Here is a 19,955-nt window from a genome sequence, read left to right as displayed (position 1 = left end):
CGGTGGCTGAGGGAATCGTTTCGCTATAGATCTAGCAGGCGGTTGATAAACTCGGCCTCTAAAGACTTGGCCTGTAGCGATCGCGCAATCTGTAGCCCTCGCTCAAAGGATTGCTCGGCCAAAGCGATGTCACTGGTTTCGAGATAGTAGTCGCCCAGCCAGCGGTAGGTAAGGGCCGTCTGTAAATTAGCGGGGGTGGTACCGAGGGTAAGCGCGCTGCGCTGGTCGAGATACTGCTTCGCGATGTTCAATTCGCCTCGGTCTAGGTAAATCCCCAGCAGTCCGTCTAGGGCGCGGATCTGTAGGGCGATGTTGCCCGCTTCGACCCCGGCTCGCAGCCCTACCCGGTAGGCTCCAATAGCATTAGACTCGCGGCCTAGGGCCACGTATACATCCCCTAAACTGTTGGAGGAGTGAGCCTCACCCACAAAATCACCGGCTAGAAGGCGGTAGTTAGTTGCTGCCTCTAGCAGGCGTACCGCTACGTCCAAATCGCCCCGCTGGGTGGCTACCTGACCCAGATTGCTCAATGACAGACCAACGGCCCGCGAGTCGCCAGTGGTGCGGGCTATCTGCAACGCCTCCTCGAAGTAGGCCTGCCCCTCTAGTAGTCGCCCCCGGTTCACGTAGAGATTGCCCAGGTTATTGAGGCCGTAGACCTGACCCAGTGAATCATCATTGTCGCGGGCGGTGCCGATGCGCAGCACCAGCGCCCGCTCGGCCTCTGGGTATTGGCCCAGGGTGGCAAAGGCGGCCCCGATCGATCCGTACGATTGCCCTGCCGCTTGCCCGTCACCTAGCAGACGATAGATCTCAGCTGCCTCAGCCCAGGAATCTACCGCTGCGGTCAGGTTGCCCTCGCTCAACTGCTGGTTGCCCAGCTGCATCCAGCCGTCGGCCACATCTCGCGATGGTCCCTGGGTAGCGTCGAGGGGGCGAATGTCGAGCTGCTCTTCGAGGTTGATCGCTGAGGCAGGCTGGCTCAGCCCCGACAGCAGCAGGGGCAACATTCCCAGGAGTAGATATTTGTGCTTCATGTCTGTTGCCCTCCCCAGGCATATACCAAGTCCAGCTCGGGATCTGTAGTTTTCCCATCGGCAGAACGTCACTTCTGGACTTGGCTCAGATTTAGTCCCCCAAGTCTTTCTCCCATGGTTCAACGCGATGGGTAGCGGTTAGTGGTGGGTCAACTCAGTTAGCCCATTCGTTGCCCAGTTCGCCCCCAGCGCCGACCAAATTGATTTCATCTAGCCCTGCCCCTTCCAAATCGGGTACATCGAGCAGATTGTTGAGGTCGTCGGGCAGCGGTTCGGGCCGCAGGGAGCTATCCCCCAAATAAATCTGGCGAATGTCCTCCGGCAGAGCCGTTTCTAAATGCTGAAAAGCCAGCGCTAGCTTTTGGCGAACTTCGGATGCCGTAAGCGTTTCGCCCTCGGCCTGTAGATACGCCGCGATTCGGTTCTCGCTCCAGCGGAAGGTGAGCGCCATGACGGCCACCAGCCGCTCTACCGCAGGCAGGCGATCGAGGGCCTGCTCAACGTAGCACCAGAAGGGCGGGGTCGCCTGCGCTAGGGAATAGTGAATGGACTCTACCTCGGGCACTACCGCCTGGTTAATGCAGAGGGCAGTAATGTTGATCAGCCAGTTTTGTAGCGTAAAAGCACCTGGACCTTCGCCTACTAAGGCCTCGGGGCACTCAACCCCGCCCAGTTCGTGAAGAATGTGCCGCCAGGTGAGCGCAAACAGGTATTCGGCCTGCACAGGCGATCGCGCCGAGTGGCGAATTAGGCTGTAGACCATGGGGCTGTAGCGGCAAAAGATGGCCGTGAAGTAGCGCCCGGCCTCGCCGTGGTGCTGAAACAGCTGCACCAGCTCGCGATCGCTCAGGTGGTGCAGGCCCTGCACCAGCCGATGGTCGCACTCGGGAAAGTTGGGAATATGCGCCGTGCTAGACATGGTTTAAGCCGTGAAAAACATTCGCCACTACCCCACAGCTGCCGCCGCTGGAGCCAAGGCCCGCCGCCGACTGATGCGGATAAATCAGCCTCTAATATACCTAGCGTGGCGATTTTGGCGACTTATTTTTTTAAAAAATTGGGCCAAGATTGCAAAGTTTTAACGATATGAAGAGGCCTGTACCCCAGGGAAGCAGACCAATGGCTTAGTATTTTGCCAGCGCGATCGCCTAGGCTCGATAAGCAGCTTAGTTGCCGCAGGTCAACCATTATCCCCGCTCAAACCACACCTGAGTCAACTTTAAGACCATAGAGGTTATTGCAAAATTGATACACTGGGTTATAACCAGCCTTGCTGCTGTGGATAGTTCGCCAGCCGACCGTTTTAGTACCTTCTGTGTGGGCCTATGTTGTTTAACCTATCCCTGACCGCCCCTACCCCAGTGGCCCTGCTGGGGCTACCCCTCGACAGCATTATGTCGACCCAAGGGGTGATGGTCATGCTGCTGGTGGCCTACGCCGGGGCCATGTGGATGTTTCTCAAAAGCGCCCCTAAGGTCTACACCGTTATGGTGTCTGACATGGAGGTAGCTCGCCACTTCTACGAGGGCATGCTCAACCTGCCTGCCGCCGAGGTACCGCTGCACTACTATTACAACTACGAGCAAACCCTGGGTACCGCTGGCCTTGACCCTATGTACATGGGCGGGGCTACCAGCTTTGCCAACCAGGGCGCACTCAGCAGCCCCGAAGGGTTGTGGTACCAGTTGCGCAAAAACACTCAGCTACACATTGTTAGCGGGGCCAGCCTAGGCCATCGCAACCAGCATCGCCACGTGTGCTTCGACCACAACTGCCTGGAGTACATTCTGATGCGGGTGCAGCTCAGCGGTGTACAGCACAAAATTCGCAACGAAAAGCCCCTGAACTTTTTAGTCAAAGACTACGACAACCAGGTGATTGAACTCGCCGAAATTGACGACTAGCACCGATCTTGCAGCTAGCGGGACATAGTCAACCATGCTCTGCCGCCAGAAACTGGGCTGAATCACAGCGCCGCCCAATCGCCTTTATCGGCTCGACATTTCATCTACGCCGATGTTACCTGACCTATTCAGGCCTCACCCGCTGGTACAGGTTCAAAATCGTAGCCAAGTCATTTACGATGCAGCACGATCGCGTCATCGGCCAGCACCCCCACCACAAAGGTTGTGAAGACGTGACGGCGTTTGCAAGCGTGATCCATGCCAGTGCGACCAGAGTAGCCGTCTAAAACAAGGGTATCGTGGCATCGATAGCGGCCCCGAAAAAGGTGTCGTTAAACCGAACTCGCGGCTCTGACGATCGCCCAAAGCTAACCCCGCCGTAGAGGTTCAGGCGCAAATTGGGGTTAAGCCGATACACCACCTGCCCCAGCACCTGTTGAAAGGTGTCGTGGCGGGGCTGGGCCGTGTAGTCGATTAAGTTGAGTTGATAGCTAACGCCTAGCTGAATTCTGGGGGCAATGTCATAGCCTAGGTAAGCCCCCGCTGACTGGAAAATGCGGCTAAAGTCGGTGGCGGTGCCGCTGCCGGTAGCTTCGGCGTCGTTGAACTGAACCAGATAGTAGGAGTCGAGGGCCAGTTTTGGCGTAATGGGGTCGCGGCGGCCTAGGGTGAGGCCCAGGGCAGTATTTTTGAAAAATCGCGCCCGGTTGCCCCCCGGTCGATATAGCTCTTGGTAGGTGACTATCAGCTGCCCGTAGCTACGGGGGCTAAGCCCCTGGCGCAGCCCCACCCGAAACCGCAGATCGTCGTAGTTGAGCGATGACTGATCAACATAGCGCTGTAGCCCCAGGTCGGCAGTGGCAATCAGGGCGGTTTGAGGCCCCAAAGCGGGATAGACGCCAAAGGCGATCGAGGGCCGCAAAAAGGTATCGCTGGTGAGCCCGCCTACGTCATTAACGGCAAGCAAAATATTGTCGCTGCTGGCGATCGCCAAACGAGCCGAGAAAAACCCAATTTTGGCGGGGGGGCGGGCCATCTGGGTCGGTAACTGAGGCTGATCGCGGATCCGCAAGATACCCAGGTCGTTGTCTTCAAGCAGGCTCCGCACCTGGATTACCCCAAGCTCGGGGTCTTGGGGCAGCAGTTCAGAGTCGTCGTCAGCCTGGGCTAGCTCGGCAGAACCGGGGGGGGAGATAGGCGATCGGTCTGGCTGGAGCGGAGCCGTGAGGGCCGCAGCAGTGGTCAAGTAAGCGCTGGTAGCGAGGGCAGGGTCGGGGGCGATCGCGGTGGCGTTGGTACCCAAGGGTGGGTCTGCAACCATCGCAGCCTCTAAGGTAAATCGACTCGACGCCTCGTCTGGATCAGCGGTGCTAGCCAGGTTTGCTACCAGGGCTTCTCGATCGACGGAATTAGCTGCCTCAGCCTGAGCCGCGATCGACTGCCAGGCCGCTACACGATCTGCATCGCTGCTCTGGTCAGATTGGGCGTAGCTTGGCATAGCTCCAGGGCAGAGCAGACCAAGGCTCACTAGCGCCAGTTGAAGGGGGATGTACCGCTTAACCAATGGAGCCTGCCTAGGTAAAACATGAATTGTGTTGCCATCAGAAGAATCACTGATCTTGCTGGAGATTCCTGAAAGTAACGTCTACATTCACTAAATATTTAATCTATAGGGACACAAGATTTATGAACCCGGGCCACATGCCTTGGCCAGAAACCTACCATAGAGCTACGTATGCAACGTGTCCTCTTCAATCTGTCCTCTGTAGTACTACCTCCCTCCAGCTAAGGGCGTGGCCCCTAGGGCTATACCGCCGTTACCGGGGTACTCTACCGATACCCACTTGGTTATTTAAGGGCCAGGGCACTTTGGCCGCATCTACCTCAAGGCTGTAGGCCTGCTGTAATTCGTGGTCACGCTTAATCGCTATGTTTTTCCGTACCGATAATCTTTTGGCAATGCTGCTGGCAATGGTCGGCAGTGTTGCGATCGCATCCCCAGCCCTAGCCGAGGTGCCCTGGGCCTGGGCCAAGCTGAGAATCAGCACCAACCAGGTTAGCTTGCTCTCGGCCAGCGGAGTTTCGCGCCCAGCCTCCGTTGCCGACTGCTTTTGCCCAGGCGACACCCTCAACACCAGCGCCATGTCTCAAGCTGAGTTACTGTTTAACGACGGGTCGCTAACCAGAGTTGGCGAGCAGGCCAGCCTGCGCTTTTGGCCGACCACCCGCAACTTATACCTCAGCCATGGTACCGCTGCGGTCTTTGTGCCGCCCGAACGAGGCCGCACGCTTGTTCAAACCGCCAATGCTACCGTGGGGCTCAACAGCACGGCTGTAGTAGTGCGCTACGTTCCCTCTCGACAGCTAACACTGGTCATGGCGCTAGCTACTGCCCCCACTGGCCCAGTACTGGTGACCAGCGCTAGCACCAGACAAGAATTTGCGCTTTATGGTGGTCAAATGGCTTTTGTCAACGGGGCAAATCTACAAATTGTTGAATTTGACCTGCTGGAGTTTTACCAAACCAGCGACTTGATGGCGGGTCTAAAGCTGGGCGACCCTACCTACCTACCTCCCGAGGACGAACCTCTGGCCGCCCTGCGTCCCAATCTGCTGGAGGCCCTGGCGCAGCAGGCCCCGTTTGAGCAAGAAGGCTCGATTTTAGACCCTGCCCTAATCTCCGAGATTGCGCCTGTCGCTAGCCCCCAAGGCATGGAAGCCAGCCCCTTAGACCCGCTCTCGCCGGTAGAAGAGCTGCGGCGCTACAACGATACCCCGCCTGGCGTCGTCAATCCCCTCCCCGAAGCACCATCTATCCCGGTCGATGTCCCGGCCATTGCCCCTGCGACCGCCCAACCCGCGACCGGTGACGCTTCTGCCAACCCCTAATTGAGGCGATCGCCGTTCTACAACGTTAGATATAGCGTTGGCCAGCTCACCGCAGACAAAAGGCGACTGTCCTGGGTAAATATCCTGAGGTAGCGCATTGGCGTGCGTCAAGCGATCTGACGGTTGCCTTGCCCCATGTGGTGCAGCCTACAGACAGCTCTCTATGTCAAGACACTGGGAGCAATCTTTGGGCTGCCGCTGCTGGCATCAGGCCAGAAAAAGCAAAACCTTAGAAGCATTGACTAAACTACACCGTTCAGTTAAATTCAAGGCAGTTGTCTGCCGCTGTCTATGTCTGCCCAATCGATTCAGCCCTGGAAAAAACCGGGTTTTTGGCTATTGATCACTGCCCTACTAATCGTGGGCACCGGCTCTACTCTAGTTGTGCGCAACGTACTGCAAGCTCGTCAGGAGGCCCGTGAACAGGCCGAACTACCGCCGCCGCGCCAGGTCAAGGTGGTGGCCCTGGGACGAGTTGAGCCAGTCAGTCGGGTGATCGATGTGGCTACGGCAGAGTCGGGCCGCATCGATCGCCTGGAGGTGCAGGAGGGCGATCGGGTGGAGCAGGGACAGGTTTTGGCCTACCTCGATACCTACGATGTGCGCCGAGCCGAGCGTGATGTGGCCGCCAGTCAGCTGAGTGAGGCCCGCGCCCAACTCGATGCCGAAACTCGCCTGGGCAGTTCTCAAGTTCAGGAGGCCAACACTCGCGTTGCCCAAATCGACGAGCCGCAGCAGGCCGCGATCGCCGCTCAGCAGGCCGCCATTCAGAGCCTACAGGCCGAGCTTGACGTCGCCGAAATTGACCTAGCCCGGTTCCAGCAGCTCAACGAATCGGGGGCAATTTCTCGCCAGGAGCTAGACCGGCAGCGGGCAACCGTTGAGCGACTGCGCGCTGACCTCGCCAATGCTACCGCTACCCGGCAGCGGCTTGAACAGTCCCGCATCAACGACATTAGAAACGCTCAAGCCCAGGTAGATTCGACTCGAGCTACCACGACTCGGGCTCAGATCGCTAGCCAGGTCGACTCTGCTGCCCAAAGTCTGGCCCTGGCCGAGGCCCAGCTGGCCCGCACTATTATTCGGGCTCCCCAGGCGGGGCAAGTACTCGATATCTTTGCCTTTCCCGGCGAAGCGGTATCGCCGAATGACGGTCCAATTTTGGCCCTAGGCGACACCGACCAGATGGTGGTGGTGGCCGAAGTCTACGAGACCGACATTGGCCTGGTCGAAGTGGGGCAGCCCGCCACTATCACCAGTCGCAACGGGGCCTTTAGTGAAACCCTGACCGGCACCGTCAGCGAGATCGGCCTGCAAATTGCCAAAAACGACGTGCTCGACGACGACCCCGCCGCCAACGCCGATGCCCGCGTGGTTGAGGTGCGGGTGCGGGTCGACCAAAGCGAGGCGGTGGCAGCCCTCACCAATCTACAGGTGGATGTTGCGATCGACATTGAGTCGTGAGGGGACGCATGAAGTTCCCGTCTCTGCCCCGCATTCCGTTGGCCTGGTACAACCTGCGCCACGATCGCCCCCGTCTGCTGGTGGCGGTGGCCGGGGTCACCTTTGCGGTGCTGTTGATGTTTATGAACCTCGGGTTTCTGGGTGCCCTAGTCAGCACCACCACCAATTTTTATGACGAATTTAACGGCGACATTTTTTTGATCTCGCCCCAGTCGCTCGAAATTAGCTCCACGAAGGCGTTCCCGCGCGAGCGCTTGTACCAGGCCAAGGGTATTGAAGGGGTGCAGCAGGTGATGCCCCTCTACGCTGAGTATGCCCTCTGGAAAAACCCCGAAACCAGCCTCAGTCGGGCCATGTTTGTCTACGCCTTCAACCCCAGCGACCCGGTGTTTCTAATGCCAGAGTTGAATACTCCCGAGGGTAGGCGAGCGCTACAGCAGCCCAATACCGCCTTTATCGACCGGCGATCGCGGCCTGAGTTTGGCCCCCAAACCGTGGGGCTTGAAACCGAAGCCGACCGCCGCCGCATTACCGTGGTGGGGCAGTACGACCTCGGCGGCGGCTTTGCCGCCGACGGCACGCTGATTATGAGCGATCAAAACTTTCGCCGCTACTTCGACCCGCGACCGCTCGACCAGGTCAACCTGGGCCTGGTACTGCTGGAGCCTGGGGCCGACGCGCAGCGGGTTAAAGTGGCTCTCCAAGACCAGCTGCCCGCCGATGTGGAAGTCTACACCAAGACCGAAATTGTGCTCAAAGAAAGCCAGTTTTGGATTCAAACCACCTCGATTGGCTTTATTTTCGGTCTGGGGGTGCTGGTGTCGTTTATCGTTGGCACCGTGATTGTCTACCAAATTCTCTACACCGACATTCGCGACCACCTGCGCGAGTACGCCACCCTCAAGGCGATTGGCTACAGCGGCAGCTACCTGTTCAAAACCGTGATTCAGGAAGCTATTTTGCTAGCGCTAATGGGCTACGTGCCGGGGTTAATTCTGGCGCTGGGGCTGTATGAACTGGCGGTGAATGCCACCGCTGGCACGCTACCGATGCAGATGACGGTATTTCGGGTGATTTTCGTATTTACGCTCACGCTGCTGATGTGCGCTCTATCGGGGCTCATTTCGGTACGCAAGGCCGTTACAGCTGACCCAGCGGAGGTATTTGCATGAATTTTAGAAGTTGGATTTGGGATTTTGGGGGCTTGTCGACCTGTCGGTGTCTGGCTTGCGCCCGCTGCCGGGGGCAAGCCCCTTCTACAACAGTGCAACTCACCCATTCTCTAAGGACAGCCCGTATGGCTAAGCGACTCGTTCCCCTGTTGTTTCCCGCTGTTGATCAGCCAATCTCGAAGCTGTCTAGCCAAGTTTTATTGGATTGCCCCCGGCTAGCGGGGGCGCAGTCTCCTAATAGGGTGGGCAATGCCCACCACCCATCTCCGCTCAGCCAGCCAGCACAACCCAGCCAGCAATCCGTTCAGTTCTAAAGGTCAATGGTGGGCACTGCCCACCTTACTGCCGCTGCCTGCAAATCCAAAACCCAAAATTGCCGGTCATCGCGCCATGCGCCGCACTCCCCTAGCCCTGCTCAATTTAGTTCACGATCGCAAAAAGTTCCTCACCTCCATGGCTGGGGTAGCCTTCGCAGTGCTGCTGATGTTTTTGTTCACGGGCTTCAAAAATGCCCTCTACGACAGCCAGACTCAGCTACTGGGCCGACTTAATGGCGACATTGTGATCATCAATCGGCTGAAGGAGAACATGTTTGTGCCCCGAGCCTTTGCCCGTCGCCGTCTGTACCAGGCCCAAGCCTTCGACGGCGTGGAAGGGGCCTACGCCATTTACCTCAGCGATGCCCGCTGGAAAAACCCCGACACGCGCAAAACCCGTCCCGTACGGGTAATTGCCTATAACCCCTCTGACCCGGTGCTGCCCATGCCCGAGGTGCTGGCCCTACAGCAGGAACTGCGGCTACCCAACACGGCCATGATCGACGAGCGATCGCGGGCTGAAGTCGGCCCCCGCGAAACCGGGGTCGTTACCGAGCTGGCCGATCGCGAAATTCGGATTGTGGGCACCTTTAGCCTGGGCACCGACTTTGCCTCGGGCAACGGCAACTTGATCATGAGCGATCAAAACTTTCTGCGATTTTTTGCCAATCGCGGCCCCGAAGAAGAGGAGCGCAGCTTTGCCACTGCCGACATTGGCCTGCTCGAACTTGCCCCTGGCGCTGAGGTCGACAGACTGGTAAATGCATTGCGCGACGGCCTGCCCCAGGATGTGCTGGTACTGCCCATGAACGGCCCGGAGGGGTTTATCGCTCGCGAGCGCACCTATTGGGAAGAAAACACCAACATTGGGTTTGTCTTCTCGCTGCTCACCACAATGGGCTTTGTGGTGGGCATTATTTTGGTCTACCAAATTCTCTATACCGATGTGGCCGACCACTGGTCGGAGTACGCCACCCTGAAGGCGATCGGCTACGACAACGCCTACCTGTTCGGGGTGGTGATTCAAGAAGCGATTATTTTGTCGGTGCTGGGGTTTATTCCTGGCCTGCTGATCAGCGCGCTGTTCTACAACCTGGGGGCTGCCGTTACCGGGCTGCTGTTTCAGCTCACCCTGCAGCGAGTCGCTAACATTTACATCATGACGTTTATTATGTGCCTGATTTCCGGTGCCATTGCGGTACGCAAGGTGCAGCGCACTGACCCAGCAGAGGTATTTGGGCTATGACGGCACCATCCACAACCCCTGGTTCGCCTGCCGTCGCCACCGAGGCGTCGATTCAGGTACGCAACCTCAACTATTTCTTTGGCAAGGGCGACCTGCGCAAGCAGGTGCTCTACGACATCAGCCTCGACCTGCACCCTGGCCAAATTGTGATTATGACTGGCCCCTCTGGCTCGGGCAAAACCACCCTGCTGACGCTGATCGGGGCGCTGCGATCGGCCACCGATGGCAGCCTGCGAGTGCTGGGGCAAGAGCTGGTGGGCATGGGCAGCCGCCAGCTGGTCGAGCTTCGTCGCAATATTGGCTTTATCTTTCAGGCCCACAACCTGTTTGAGTCGCTGACGGCGGCCCAGAATGTGGAAATGGCCGTGGAGCTTACCGGCAACTTTCGCGGCAAGCGCCAGCAGGCGGTCGATATTCTCAGCCAGCTGGGGCTGGCCGAGCGGGCCAACTACAAGCCAGCGGCGCTGAGCGGCGGGCAAAAACAGCGGGTGGCGATCGCCCGTGCCCTAGTCAACCAGCCCCAGCTGATACTGGCCGACGAACCCACCGCTGCCCTCGACAAACAATCGGGCCGCGACGTAGTTACTCTCATGCAGCACTTGGCCAACGAGAAAGGCTGCACCATTCTCATGGTCACCCACGACAACCGCATTCTCGACGTGGCCGATCGCATCATCAACCTGGTTGACGGGCGGCTAGAGTCCGACGAAAGCCCGCAGCAGTTCGTCGATAGCCACACTCCCCAATCTCTAGATCAAAAAATGTTCATCATGTAGGGATCAGAAACCGGATGTATTGGTCAACCTGTTAGCACCCTATGCATTCCGAACAGAAACTCGGTTTCTCTTTCCTCCAGCCAAAATCGCAAATCCAAAATCGCCCATGGCCATCTCCTTTGCCAGTACCGTTCAAGCCCTCACTTATACCAAAGTCGCCGACTACCTGCAGACCGCTGCCCTATTCAAAGGCAGACTGCGAGCCTACTCCGATATCCCTCGCTTCGACATTCTCTACGGATCTACTTTAGTCGAAATTGAGGTACTGCCCTGGGAGGTACACCCCTGGGAAAAAGCCGACCTGGCAACAGTACGGGCTACTAGCTGCGTCACCATCGGCAGCACCATCGACAATGAGCTAATGCACTTTTTGCTTATCGAAAATCGTCGCATGCGGTTTGGTGCGTTTCATCTTGATGACGCCAACCAGGTGCTGTTTGCTGAAAGCGTGCTCGGCGGCGAAAACATGGATTTGATGGAGCTACAGACCTGCATTCTCTCGGTCGTTACCATCGCTGACACCTACGACGACATTATTGCCCAGCGCTTTGGGGGGCAGCGGGCGATCGATTAACGGTGGCGATCGCCTCTTAAGCCATGACCCCATACAACTAAATTTCAACAATCCTACGAAAATCCTTATTTACCCATGGAGAGATAGTCAAGTGCCATTTGAATAGTCTGGCAATCTACCCTAAAAGGATCTTTGTATGGAGCTTTTAGCGAGTCAGGAGGTGCTTCAGAAAAATCAAGTGCGTTGAGCATTTGAGGGGTGATCTGGCCTCGTACACAACACCACTTGCCATTTAAGGTGTTAGCCATGTACCGATGTTCATAAAAGTTCCATGCGGGAGACATAAGCTCAATTAGCTTAAGCCCACTACCTGGTTCAGCATTGTCTCGCAGTCCGACACGATTTAAAACAAAATTGCCGCTGGCAGCACCAGCCACTACCACCGCCTCTTTTGCATTGCGAGCAATTGACCACTCTTCTTCGAGAGATAAATCCTCAAAGTAAAGCGTTTTAAACCCTCGCTCCTCCAGAAACTTAGTTACCTCATCATTATTGATTAATCTACGGTTTCCCCTGCGGGCGACAAACACTCTTTCGTATGTTTGTTCTTTGTATCCTGGAAACTCGAAATTCAGAAAGTGAGGTGCAGTACTGTAAACCCTCTGCTTTGAACAGGTAACAAGCTCACCGTAGACATCATCATCAGTAAAAATGACAGGATTACCAAGCAATCGGTATACGTCCATAGGCATTCTGTATTTAGGTACCCTAGAACTCAAGATAATATGAATTTTAATATCTTTTTGGAAATGTTCGCTCAAGAGCTTTTGCGCTAAAAAAACTGGTTCTGCTATGTTGCCAAGAATATGGCTGATGTTCGTAAACACATCAAAGCGAGCATCAAAGATGAATTTTCCTGAGTAGTCGAGCACGTCTCCATCTTCTACTGCTTCAGGGAGAAATAATTGAGTCTTGTAATTTTTCACTCTTGAGAAAGCTGATCGGGCCTTTCGCCTGATGGTTTTAGGGAGAAATGATCGGGCCTTTCGCTTGATTGCTTTTGAAAGAACTAGCTGAGTCTTCCGCTTCCAGCTAAGAGTTTTTGTCAGTTCTAGTTTGGCTGTGGCAGATTGCACTTTGATTTCTACGTCGTAAGGTTCAAAATATTTCGCTGGCATTAGCACTTGCTCAGCGGCCGGGTGCCATACATCCATCGCACCTGTAGGAAAGCAATACATCATTGAAGATGCGACTTCAAGGCCTGGAACCTTATACTTTAGATTGATATCCATTTTTAAAACCCCTCCAAAAACATCAGTTAATTAATACATTCAAAAAAATTACTAATAACTACAGAAGCAAGCAGAGTTTTGCCGATCGCACAAATACTAGAGCTATGCTTGCGAAATAACCCTGCGGTTGGGAGTAACAGCATTAATATAGAAGTAGACGGCCAGAATTAAATCATGCAAGCCTAGAAACCTCTACATAACTTTACCGACCTTCGATTTGAGAGTCTTTAAGTGTTAAGAAACAGTGAAGCCCTTGCTATTAAGTAAAGCCGATCAACCATATCAGCTTGGTTAAGCATAGATAAATGTCACTGAAACAAGCTCTTAGAGATCGCCAAAAGATTTGATCTGCCCTAGGACGGGCACTGTCTCCCAGCCTTAATTCAGTGACATTCAAGCATAGATATCTCTCTTTGCATGCACCCTTTATTTTTTCGCGCTATGGCTTGCGGCTGTACTAATTTGTTTAAGCCCTTGCAGAATATGCTGAGTAGTAAAAAAGGCTCCAAGGCCCACAAAACCGCTCCAGCAACCGCGCTGGGCCGTTATCCCTAGGGCAATTGGGTAGGTCTGGGCAGGGTTGCGAACAAACCGGGGAGAGGTATTGATATAGATTATTGCGCTGGTGGCTAGGTGGGTAAAGCGGCTGCTTTCAGTGTAGGTTTCGGTGGCGATCGCATTAGCCAATACTCCGGACAGAAGTGTGTCCTAAATATTGCCTGTAAGCCAGAGCCTACGTTGCTCAAAGTATTTAAATCAATGTCAGCCTGAAAACTAACTTTGAGTCAAATAGGCGAGTGTCAGGGTGATTGCCCTATAAGTCTTGTAGCTTCGTTGCTAAAACTGTCCGAACTGTTGATTGGCGTGACCACTGCTATACCTGTTGATTAGGGTTACCGCCGTATGCACACCGTCCACCGATCGCAGGGCCAATGTTTTGCTCAAAAATGAGCGGCTCCAGTTGGCGGTAGTGGCTGGTTTCACGTCGGGCAGGTCGGGCAGCAGGTCTGCATCAGCCAGCACTTCAAAGGCTTGATTCTACAGGCTGTGGCACAGCTGCACTATCCCAGGTCAACCATAGGGAATGATTAAATCAACCCCCGGATCTTGCAGCTAGGAGCGTGCAACAACCCCCTGTTCATCCCTGCTCAACTGCAGAGCTAAAGTCTGCTTGGGTGGCTAGCTCTACCATAATCCTCACGCCGAGAGGCCAGCCAAAACATGCCCACCACCGCTAGCGACACCGCCAGGGTAGTCAGCAACCGGGCTATAGACTGGGCTCCATCGGGGGTTTGCAGGGTAGCCAGTAGCAAAAAGAACACCATCACCCCAAAAGCCGCCAGCACCACCAGGGGCAAGTAACTGACGCTCAGGGAAGAGCGATCGAGCCGCCACTGCTGTCCTGTCCAGCACCAGAGCCGCTTGCAAGGATAGTGGGTAGAGAGTTGAGCAATTACTAAAAATCTTTAGCGAGCATCAGGCACCGATTCTCGGGCGCTGGCTGGCAAGTTTATGCCATTTTAATAAAGCAAGGCAGTTGATTAAATAGAACAAGAAGCTAAGTATAAGGAAGTACTCATAATTTTGCCTAAGCGTATAATCCTAGCATCTGGTTTTAAGTTATCGAGGTTAATCTCCTATCCATACAGCACAGAACGTTAATTTTCATTAAGAATTTGACTTGGTTTTTTTGGCGTATACCACTTAAAACATCCCATTTAGGGCCGCGAACACAATCGCTGGGCCTGTCGAGGTGAACCCCCGAACAGGTATTTATTTGGAACACTCTAAAGCGGATAAGCCAAATTTATGATTTGTTATGGTTAAATGCTGCCAGATTTAAACACCTTAAATCACTAAAGCCATGAGTTTACAGTGGCATGGGTGTTTATAGTTTAACTGTGTATCGATCGATGAAAGGCTTATTTTACATAGAGGTCTATCTAACTCGGGACAAAACCTAAAGCTTTCAAAAATTGTTCTCATGCTTGAAAGAATCTTAGCTGAATGATACAGCTCTTGATTTACCTGATTTAATTTACAAAAGCAAATTGGATATCTTGTCGGTGCCGGTGGGACACCCGTTCTACGAAGTTTCACCACTCACGCGGGTTTGCTCCAAGTACAACGAAAACAGCAGGCAGCTATTTGATCAGCTAATCAAATAGCTGATCTTCAAAAGCAAATCAAAATAACAAAATAATTGCATTGATTGCACGAATAAATTAGGCAAAACCTATGCTGAGAAAGCTCAAGAGCCAAAATATTGCTAGGGAATCAACTATAGATCTTGATTATCTGCTTGGATCTGGCTCAAGCGCCAATCAGTTTTTTATGTACATTGATAAAAATTTAATACCTTGGGATATTTATGATCCTGAGCCGGAAAATTGTAGCTTTGTCGCCTATTTTGGCAAGGTTTTGCAGGCTGTCGACTGCGCCTTGCCTAACCAAGGCTTAGTCTTCTACGTCACCATGATTGAAATGAAGGAGATGCCTTCCTATGGTGAGAATGTTTTTGTTTTGATTTTAGGTGACGAGTTTTATCGAATCCCAGACTATATTGACAAAGTTGGAGGAGTATTTAAGTGCTATGGCACTCGACAGATTCGTGAGCAGTTAAATCTTTATCGACCACTTCTAAAGCTATCCTATTTTAAGTTCCTGGTGCTTGGCCAGACAATCAAGAATTTGATTCATCGCTTTGTTAGAAAGTCTCGTTACAGACTAAAGAAAATTAAGACCTTGTTTTTGGGCAGAACTAAAATAGTTCCTATTTATGACATTCCACCAGGCTATTTAAATTCCGAAGATTTGCCTATAAGGCCTATTTTAGATCGCAACTGCGACGTCTTTTTTGATGGCAGTGTTATTCAGCATAAATATCCTGTCTGGTCGCTACGGTACTGGTCTAAAACTCCCAAAGCCCATTCGCGCGAGCAAATGGTTGATAACTTAAAACGCTTTAAAGACAAAAATCCTCAATTTCAGATTCATTTGGCACTTTCTGTCGGCTTTGCTGCATTCAATTACACACCGCAAAGTACCTACAGCCAAAATTTAATGAATACAAAAATTTGCCTCGCGCCAAGGGGAACTACCCTAGAGACCTATAGGCTATTCGAAGCCATGCGCTACGGCTGCGTAATTATTGTAGAATATTTGCCCTCTCGCTGGTTTTACAATGGAGCCCCTGTCATTCAAATCGGCAGTTGGCAAAACCTAGAGCCAGTTTTGAACAAGCTGCTCAACAATCCTGTGTTGCTACAAACTCTCCATCAGCAAACCTTAGACTGGTGGGAAACAAAGTGTTCTGAAAAAGTCGTCGGCAAGTACATGGCTAGTGAGATTAATGCTCTGCGGCTGAAGTTTTAGGCCGCTAAGCTGAGTAACACAACCTATTCACATCTTGATTCAGATCAATACTAACCAAGTCAGAATGTTCCTCATCAGAATGTGCCTCAGTTAAGCTACTCCAGGCCTTGTAAAATATGCTGAGTCGTTAGCAGAGCGCTCAGGCCTACAAACCCGCTACAGCGGCCTCGCTGGGCAGTCATTCCCAGGGCGATCGCGGCGGCCTGGGCCGGGTTGCGGACAAAGCGAGGAGAGGCGTTGACGTAGATTACGGCGCTAGTAGCTAGCTGAGTAAAGCGGCTACCCTCAGTGTAGGATTCGGTGGCGATGGCGTTGGCGTGACCACTGCTGTAGCGATTGATCAAGGCAGCGGCTGTTTTGGTATCCTCGACCAAGCGCAAAGCAACCGTTTTGCCTAAAAAGGGGCGGCTCCAATCGGCGGCGGTGGCCAGTTTGACATCCGGTAAATCGGCCATAAGAGACTCGTGAGCCAGCACCTCAAAATCTTGATCCCACAGAGTATGGCAGAGCTGCGCCAGCGCCGAGGGGCTGCAACCCCGGTGCACCAGCACCTTTTCAATGGCGTTGACGGCATCAGGTTCGCCCCGATGGCTGTCTAAAATCATGTGGGTTACCGTGTCGAGCTGGCCAGACGCCGACCAATAGAGGTAACAGTTGCCGATAGCCGTAGGCAGTACCGGCACGCCTGCCTGGCGCACCACCTGCTGCACCAACCCCGGTCGCCCATAGGGGATGATTAAATCGACACCCGGATCTTGCAACAGCCAGGAGCGCGCAACATCTCCCTGTTCTTCGGTGAGGGAGAGAATGCAGTGCTGAGGCAGACCTACTTGATCGAGAGCCTGGTGCAGAGCCTGCAAAATTACCTGGTTGGTCTGACCGGCTTCGTTGCTGCCCTTGAGAATGAGACCGTTACCCGTGCGCAGGCTCAACCCCGCTGCGATCGCCGCCAGTTCTGGAAACGCTTCATAAACCAAGGCCACCACGCCTAAAGGCACCACCTGGCCGTAACCTGCCACGGCCTTGCTCAGGCGACTGGGAACAGGGTGCAATAGCCCGCGCGGGTCGCCGAGATAGGCCAGCCGCCGCAAGATTTTAGCAGTGGTTTGCAGCCGCTCGGGGGTGAGTTTGAGCCAGTCCAACACCCGCTCGGGTACGGCCATATCGAGACTGGCTTCAAGATCGAGGGTATTGGCTTCAAGAATATCGTCAAGGCTGGCCTCAACTGCGGTAGCAACGGCCTCTAGCAGACGGCTTTGGGCGTCTGCCCCAGCCGCCACCAAAACGTGACTGGCCTGACGCACCTGCTCAACTGCAACGCTAAAGTCTGCCTGGGTGGCTAGCTCTACCATAATCCTAACGCCGAGAGGCCAGCCAGAACATGCCCACCACCGCTAGCGACACCGCCAGGGTAGTCAGCAACCGGGCTATAGACTGGGCTCCATCGGGGGTTTGCAGGGTAGCCAGCAGCAAAAAAAACACCATCACCCCAAAAGCCGCCAGCACCACCAGGGGCAAATAACTGACGCTCAGGGAAGAGCGATCGAGCCGCCACTGCTGCCCCGTCCAGCGCCAGATGCGCTTGTAGGGATAGTGGGTAGAGAGTTGCTCGATTACGTAGCCGTCGTCTTGCACGACGAAAATCTGCTGGCAGCGATCGCAGCCAAAGGCCTCGGTCAGAGTAATGGGTTTAATGCACCCATTCCGGCGACAGGGGCAGGGGTAATCAGCGTTCTGGTCGATCTTCTGGCTTTTGTAGGTACGCACAGCACTGCCAGTGGGGGGCAAAAAATGGGCTGGTAGTAGCCCCATCATTCTGACACATTAACCAAAACCTCTTCTGAAAAACAACCAGTCAAGGTAAGTATGTTTAGCGACTGGGTCAGATCGCTGAATTTTTAGCGTCTTTTAGCGTCAATGTATCATCTACGGCTTGAAATTTTAGGGACAACCGTGGTAGTTAAGAGGCTACTTAGCAGTACGGCTCCTTTCCCACTAATCCCGTTAATGGGGGTAGGAGTTTCGTCCTACCCCCATTGCCCCCTATGGACAGGATGTTGTTATGGCCACCGATCGCTTGGAGACGGCCGTGAGAAATTTTCAGCACGTCAATCAGATGGTGGAGCGCTACACTCGCCTGTGCCGCGCCTACGTCAGCCTGTCCGAGCGGTTTCACCAGCTCGATGTCGATCACATGACATTGAAAGGGCAAGTCGTGCCCTTGCTCAAGGCACTCAAAGATCACCAGGCTAAGCTCAAAGCCATTGAAACCGAAAAGGCCGAGATCCAGGCCCGCCTCGACCAGCAAACGGCCCAGCACCGGCAAGAGCTACAGCAACTTACCAAAACCTACGAAGAGCGGCTGCAGACGCTCTCTAACCACATAGACGAGCTGCAACCCCTAGAGCAGCTGCTCAACGGTGAAACCAACCACGAACTTAGCATTGCCGAAGAGCAAATGGAGCTGGTCGAAACCACCTTCCTAGAAATTGAGCAAGACAGTTCCCCCGACCTATCCATTGAAGAAAAAGCCCTGCTTGCCGCCTACCAGGCCGACCCCAATGCATTTTTAGTCGCCGCCGCCGATACCCCAGCCGGTACCAACCTGGTGGGCACCCCTGTAGAAGCGGAAGAACCGGTAGCCTCCCTGTGGAACTACTACTATGACGATCAGGTTCCAGATGGACTAGGGCGATAGCAATGCCCGTTTGAACGCGCTTACGACACAAATTTACTGACTAGCCAGTTGGCCAAACCACCGCCGTAGGGTGCACAGACACGGCGAATAGCTGTAGACGAAAAGCGCTGTTGGTAAAAGCAGAGAATATTGCCGTAGACTCCGTTGGCGTAAAAGGGCGACTCGTGAGCTAAATCTAAAGATTTCAGGTCGAATACTTTAGCCTGAGTGCCAGCGGCGTAGTCAACCATAATGCTAAAGTCATAGCCCAGCTGCTGTAGGGTCTTTAGACAGGTTATGGTGCCCTCAAAAAATCGGGGTGACCAGCCGTTTTTCCCCAAGGCGCGACAGCTGCCGCCGCCATACTCAAACATTACAACCTGGGGCAGCAGCTCGGTGGGCAACTCGGCAAACTGCTGAATCACCACGGGTTCCCAGCCTTCGATATCGAGTTTGAAAGCGGTGATGCGGGTAGCGGCTACTTGTTCTAGCAGCGTTGCCAAATTTAGGGTCGGTACCGAGCGGGTAGTGGTTGAAGCCCCAAACCAGTCGGCGGCCAGCGAGCTAAAGTTGCTGTTGGCCAAGTTAGCAAACTGGCCCATGTGCAGGGTTTGGGTGCCCACCTGGTCAGAGAGGCACTGCTCGATGAGCTGAATTGGGTGCTGCTCACAGACGATCCGCAGCTTATCGGTTGGGGAAGGCTCTACCGCAACAGTCGCAAACCCCAGGCGGGCAAACAGCTCACAGTAAAAAGCAAACGTACCTACCCCGACATCTATACAAAGGCCCTGCCGCTGAGGGTCAAGATTGGGTAACAGATGCTCAAATAGGGCCTGGCAGCAAGCTTCAACGCGCATTAGATCGGCCCCGAAGAAAAATATCTCTTAAGCGTACCACCTGGGCCAGATCGGGATTTCAGACAGCATCCTGACCTTCGCTAGTGGCGCATATCTCTCTCCCAGCAGACGCACCTAGGTTAAGCCACCACTAAGGTGAAAGGCTCTAGCGCAACAGCTAGACCCAGGGCGGTGCGTCAACCTCCTGTTAGGTAACTGTAGTTACCCAGGTAGGCACTTAAGTCTGCTGCCCTGAGGCGATATGTCTTACTGGTCGAGAACGAGAGGTTACCCAATGGGGTCTAAGAAGAAAACCAGCAAAAAGAAAGGGCTCTCCTGGAATGAGTATGCTGAAGTAGCCGTTACTATACGTTATGGCTATGGTGCCTCTACTGACAGAGCTCTTGGGTTTACCCGGTATTGATGTTGAGTCGTACGACGAGACCGAGGAGGGTC

At 54.0% G+C, this 19,955-nt stretch carries 18 protein-coding genes; 9 read left to right on the top strand and 9 right to left on the bottom strand.

Going from position 1 to position 19,955, the window contains the following annotated elements; all coding sequences use genetic code 11:
- Positions 1-23: 23 nt before the first annotated feature.
- Positions 24-1,037 (bottom strand): tetratricopeptide repeat protein, encoded by a 1,014-nt coding sequence (locus tag IQ273_RS04890; RefSeq protein ID WP_194022051.1) that lies wholly within the window; start codon positions 1,035-1,037, stop codon positions 24-26.
- A gap of 154 nt (positions 1,038-1,191) precedes the next feature.
- Positions 1,192-1,956: an RNA polymerase sigma factor gene (locus IQ273_RS04885; RefSeq protein WP_194022050.1), complete on the bottom strand. Its 765-nt coding sequence runs from the start codon at positions 1,954-1,956 to the stop codon at positions 1,192-1,194.
- 406 nt (positions 1,957-2,362) lie between these two features.
- Here IQ273_RS04885 and IQ273_RS04880 point away from each other — a divergent pair, with 406 nt between their 5' ends.
- Entirely contained in the window at positions 2,363-2,941 is a 579-nt protein-coding gene (locus IQ273_RS04880; protein WP_194022049.1) for a glyoxalase-like domain protein, read from the top strand.
- A gap of 283 nt (positions 2,942-3,224) precedes the next feature.
- On the opposite strand, the gene IQ273_RS04875 is transcribed toward IQ273_RS04880, so the two are convergent.
- Positions 3,225-4,439, bottom strand: coding sequence for a hypothetical protein (locus tag IQ273_RS04875; RefSeq protein ID WP_194022048.1), 1,215 nt, complete (start codon positions 4,437-4,439; stop codon positions 3,225-3,227).
- 431 nt (positions 4,440-4,870) lie between these two features.
- Between IQ273_RS04875 and IQ273_RS04870 the strand changes: the two genes are divergently transcribed.
- The 6 genes from IQ273_RS04870 (at position 4,871) to IQ273_RS04845 (ending at position 11,379) form a co-directional block, all read left to right on the top strand.
- Positions 4,871-5,830, top strand: a complete 960-nt coding sequence (locus tag IQ273_RS04870; protein WP_194022047.1) for a FecR domain-containing protein — start codon at positions 4,871-4,873, stop codon at positions 5,828-5,830.
- 291 nt (positions 5,831-6,121) lie between these two features.
- Positions 6,122-7,294, top strand: a complete 1,173-nt coding sequence (locus IQ273_RS04865; protein WP_228052354.1) for an efflux RND transporter periplasmic adaptor subunit — start codon at positions 6,122-6,124, stop codon at positions 7,292-7,294.
- Positions 7,295-7,302: 8 nt separating this feature from the next.
- Positions 7,303-8,466 (top strand): ABC transporter permease DevC, encoded by a 1,164-nt coding sequence (gene devC, locus IQ273_RS04860; protein ID WP_194022046.1) that lies wholly within the window; start codon positions 7,303-7,305, stop codon positions 8,464-8,466.
- Between the two features lie 390 nt (positions 8,467-8,856).
- On the top strand, positions 8,857-10,029 hold the full coding sequence (devC, locus tag IQ273_RS04855) for an ABC transporter permease DevC (RefSeq protein WP_194022065.1): 1,173 nt from the start codon (positions 8,857-8,859) through the stop codon (positions 10,027-10,029).
- Positions 10,026-10,805, top strand: coding sequence for an ATP-binding cassette domain-containing protein (locus IQ273_RS04850; protein WP_194022045.1), 780 nt, complete (start codon positions 10,026-10,028; stop codon positions 10,803-10,805). The genes devC (IQ273_RS04855) and IQ273_RS04850 overlap by 4 nt, the downstream gene beginning before the upstream one ends.
- Before the next feature lie 106 nt (positions 10,806-10,911).
- Positions 10,912-11,379 carry a T3SS (YopN, CesT) and YbjN peptide-binding chaperone 1 gene (locus tag IQ273_RS04845; RefSeq protein WP_194022044.1) on the top strand — a complete coding sequence of 156 codons (468 nt, stop codon included), beginning with the start codon at positions 10,912-10,914 and terminating at the stop codon, positions 11,377-11,379.
- A gap of 65 nt (positions 11,380-11,444) precedes the next feature.
- Here IQ273_RS04845 and IQ273_RS04840 read toward each other — a convergent pair whose 3' ends face one another.
- The 3 genes from IQ273_RS04840 to IQ273_RS04830 form a co-directional block, all read right to left on the bottom strand.
- Positions 11,445-12,611: a glycosyltransferase 61 family protein gene (locus IQ273_RS04840; RefSeq protein ID WP_194022043.1), complete on the bottom strand. Its 1,167-nt coding sequence runs from the start codon at positions 12,609-12,611 to the stop codon at positions 11,445-11,447.
- Positions 12,612-13,448: 837 nt separating this feature from the next.
- On the bottom strand, positions 13,449-13,634 hold the full coding sequence (locus tag IQ273_RS04835) for a hypothetical protein (protein WP_194022042.1): 186 nt from the start codon (positions 13,632-13,634) through the stop codon (positions 13,449-13,451).
- A gap of 137 nt (positions 13,635-13,771) precedes the next feature.
- Positions 13,772-13,969 (bottom strand): hypothetical protein, encoded by a 198-nt coding sequence (locus IQ273_RS04830; RefSeq protein WP_194022041.1) that lies wholly within the window; start codon positions 13,967-13,969, stop codon positions 13,772-13,774.
- Positions 13,970-14,849: 880 nt separating this feature from the next.
- Here IQ273_RS04830 and IQ273_RS04825 point away from each other — a divergent pair.
- On the top strand, positions 14,850-15,986 hold the full coding sequence (locus tag IQ273_RS04825) for a glycosyltransferase family 1 protein (RefSeq protein WP_194022040.1): 1,137 nt from the start codon (positions 14,850-14,852) through the stop codon (positions 15,984-15,986).
- Between the two features lie 95 nt (positions 15,987-16,081).
- Here the strand turns inward: IQ273_RS04825 and IQ273_RS04820 are convergent, their stop codons facing one another.
- Complete coding sequence (locus IQ273_RS04820) at positions 16,082-17,338, bottom strand: aldehyde dehydrogenase family protein (protein WP_194022039.1); 1,257 nt, start codon at positions 17,336-17,338, stop codon at positions 16,082-16,084.
- Between the two features lie 4 nt (positions 17,339-17,342).
- Complete coding sequence (locus IQ273_RS04815; RefSeq protein WP_035993521.1) at positions 17,343-17,753, bottom strand: hypothetical protein; 411 nt, start codon at positions 17,751-17,753, stop codon at positions 17,343-17,345.
- A gap of 295 nt (positions 17,754-18,048) precedes the next feature.
- Between IQ273_RS04815 and IQ273_RS04810 the strand changes: the two genes are divergently transcribed.
- Positions 18,049-18,684, top strand: a complete 636-nt coding sequence (locus IQ273_RS04810; protein ID WP_194022038.1) for a hypothetical protein — start codon at positions 18,049-18,051, stop codon at positions 18,682-18,684.
- Between the two features lie 20 nt (positions 18,685-18,704).
- Here IQ273_RS04810 and IQ273_RS04805 read toward each other — a convergent pair whose 3' ends face one another.
- Positions 18,705-19,520 (bottom strand): FkbM family methyltransferase, encoded by an 816-nt coding sequence (locus IQ273_RS04805; RefSeq protein ID WP_194022037.1) that lies wholly within the window; start codon positions 19,518-19,520, stop codon positions 18,705-18,707.
- Positions 19,521-19,955: the final 435 nt, after the last annotated feature.

Origin of the sequence: Nodosilinea sp. LEGE 07298 (assembly GCF_015207265.1) — a bacterium.
In the GTDB taxonomy this organism is placed as follows: Bacteria; Cyanobacteriota; Cyanobacteriia; order Phormidesmidales; family Phormidesmidaceae; genus Nodosilinea.
This window is presented reverse-complemented; position numbering and strand designations above follow the sequence as displayed.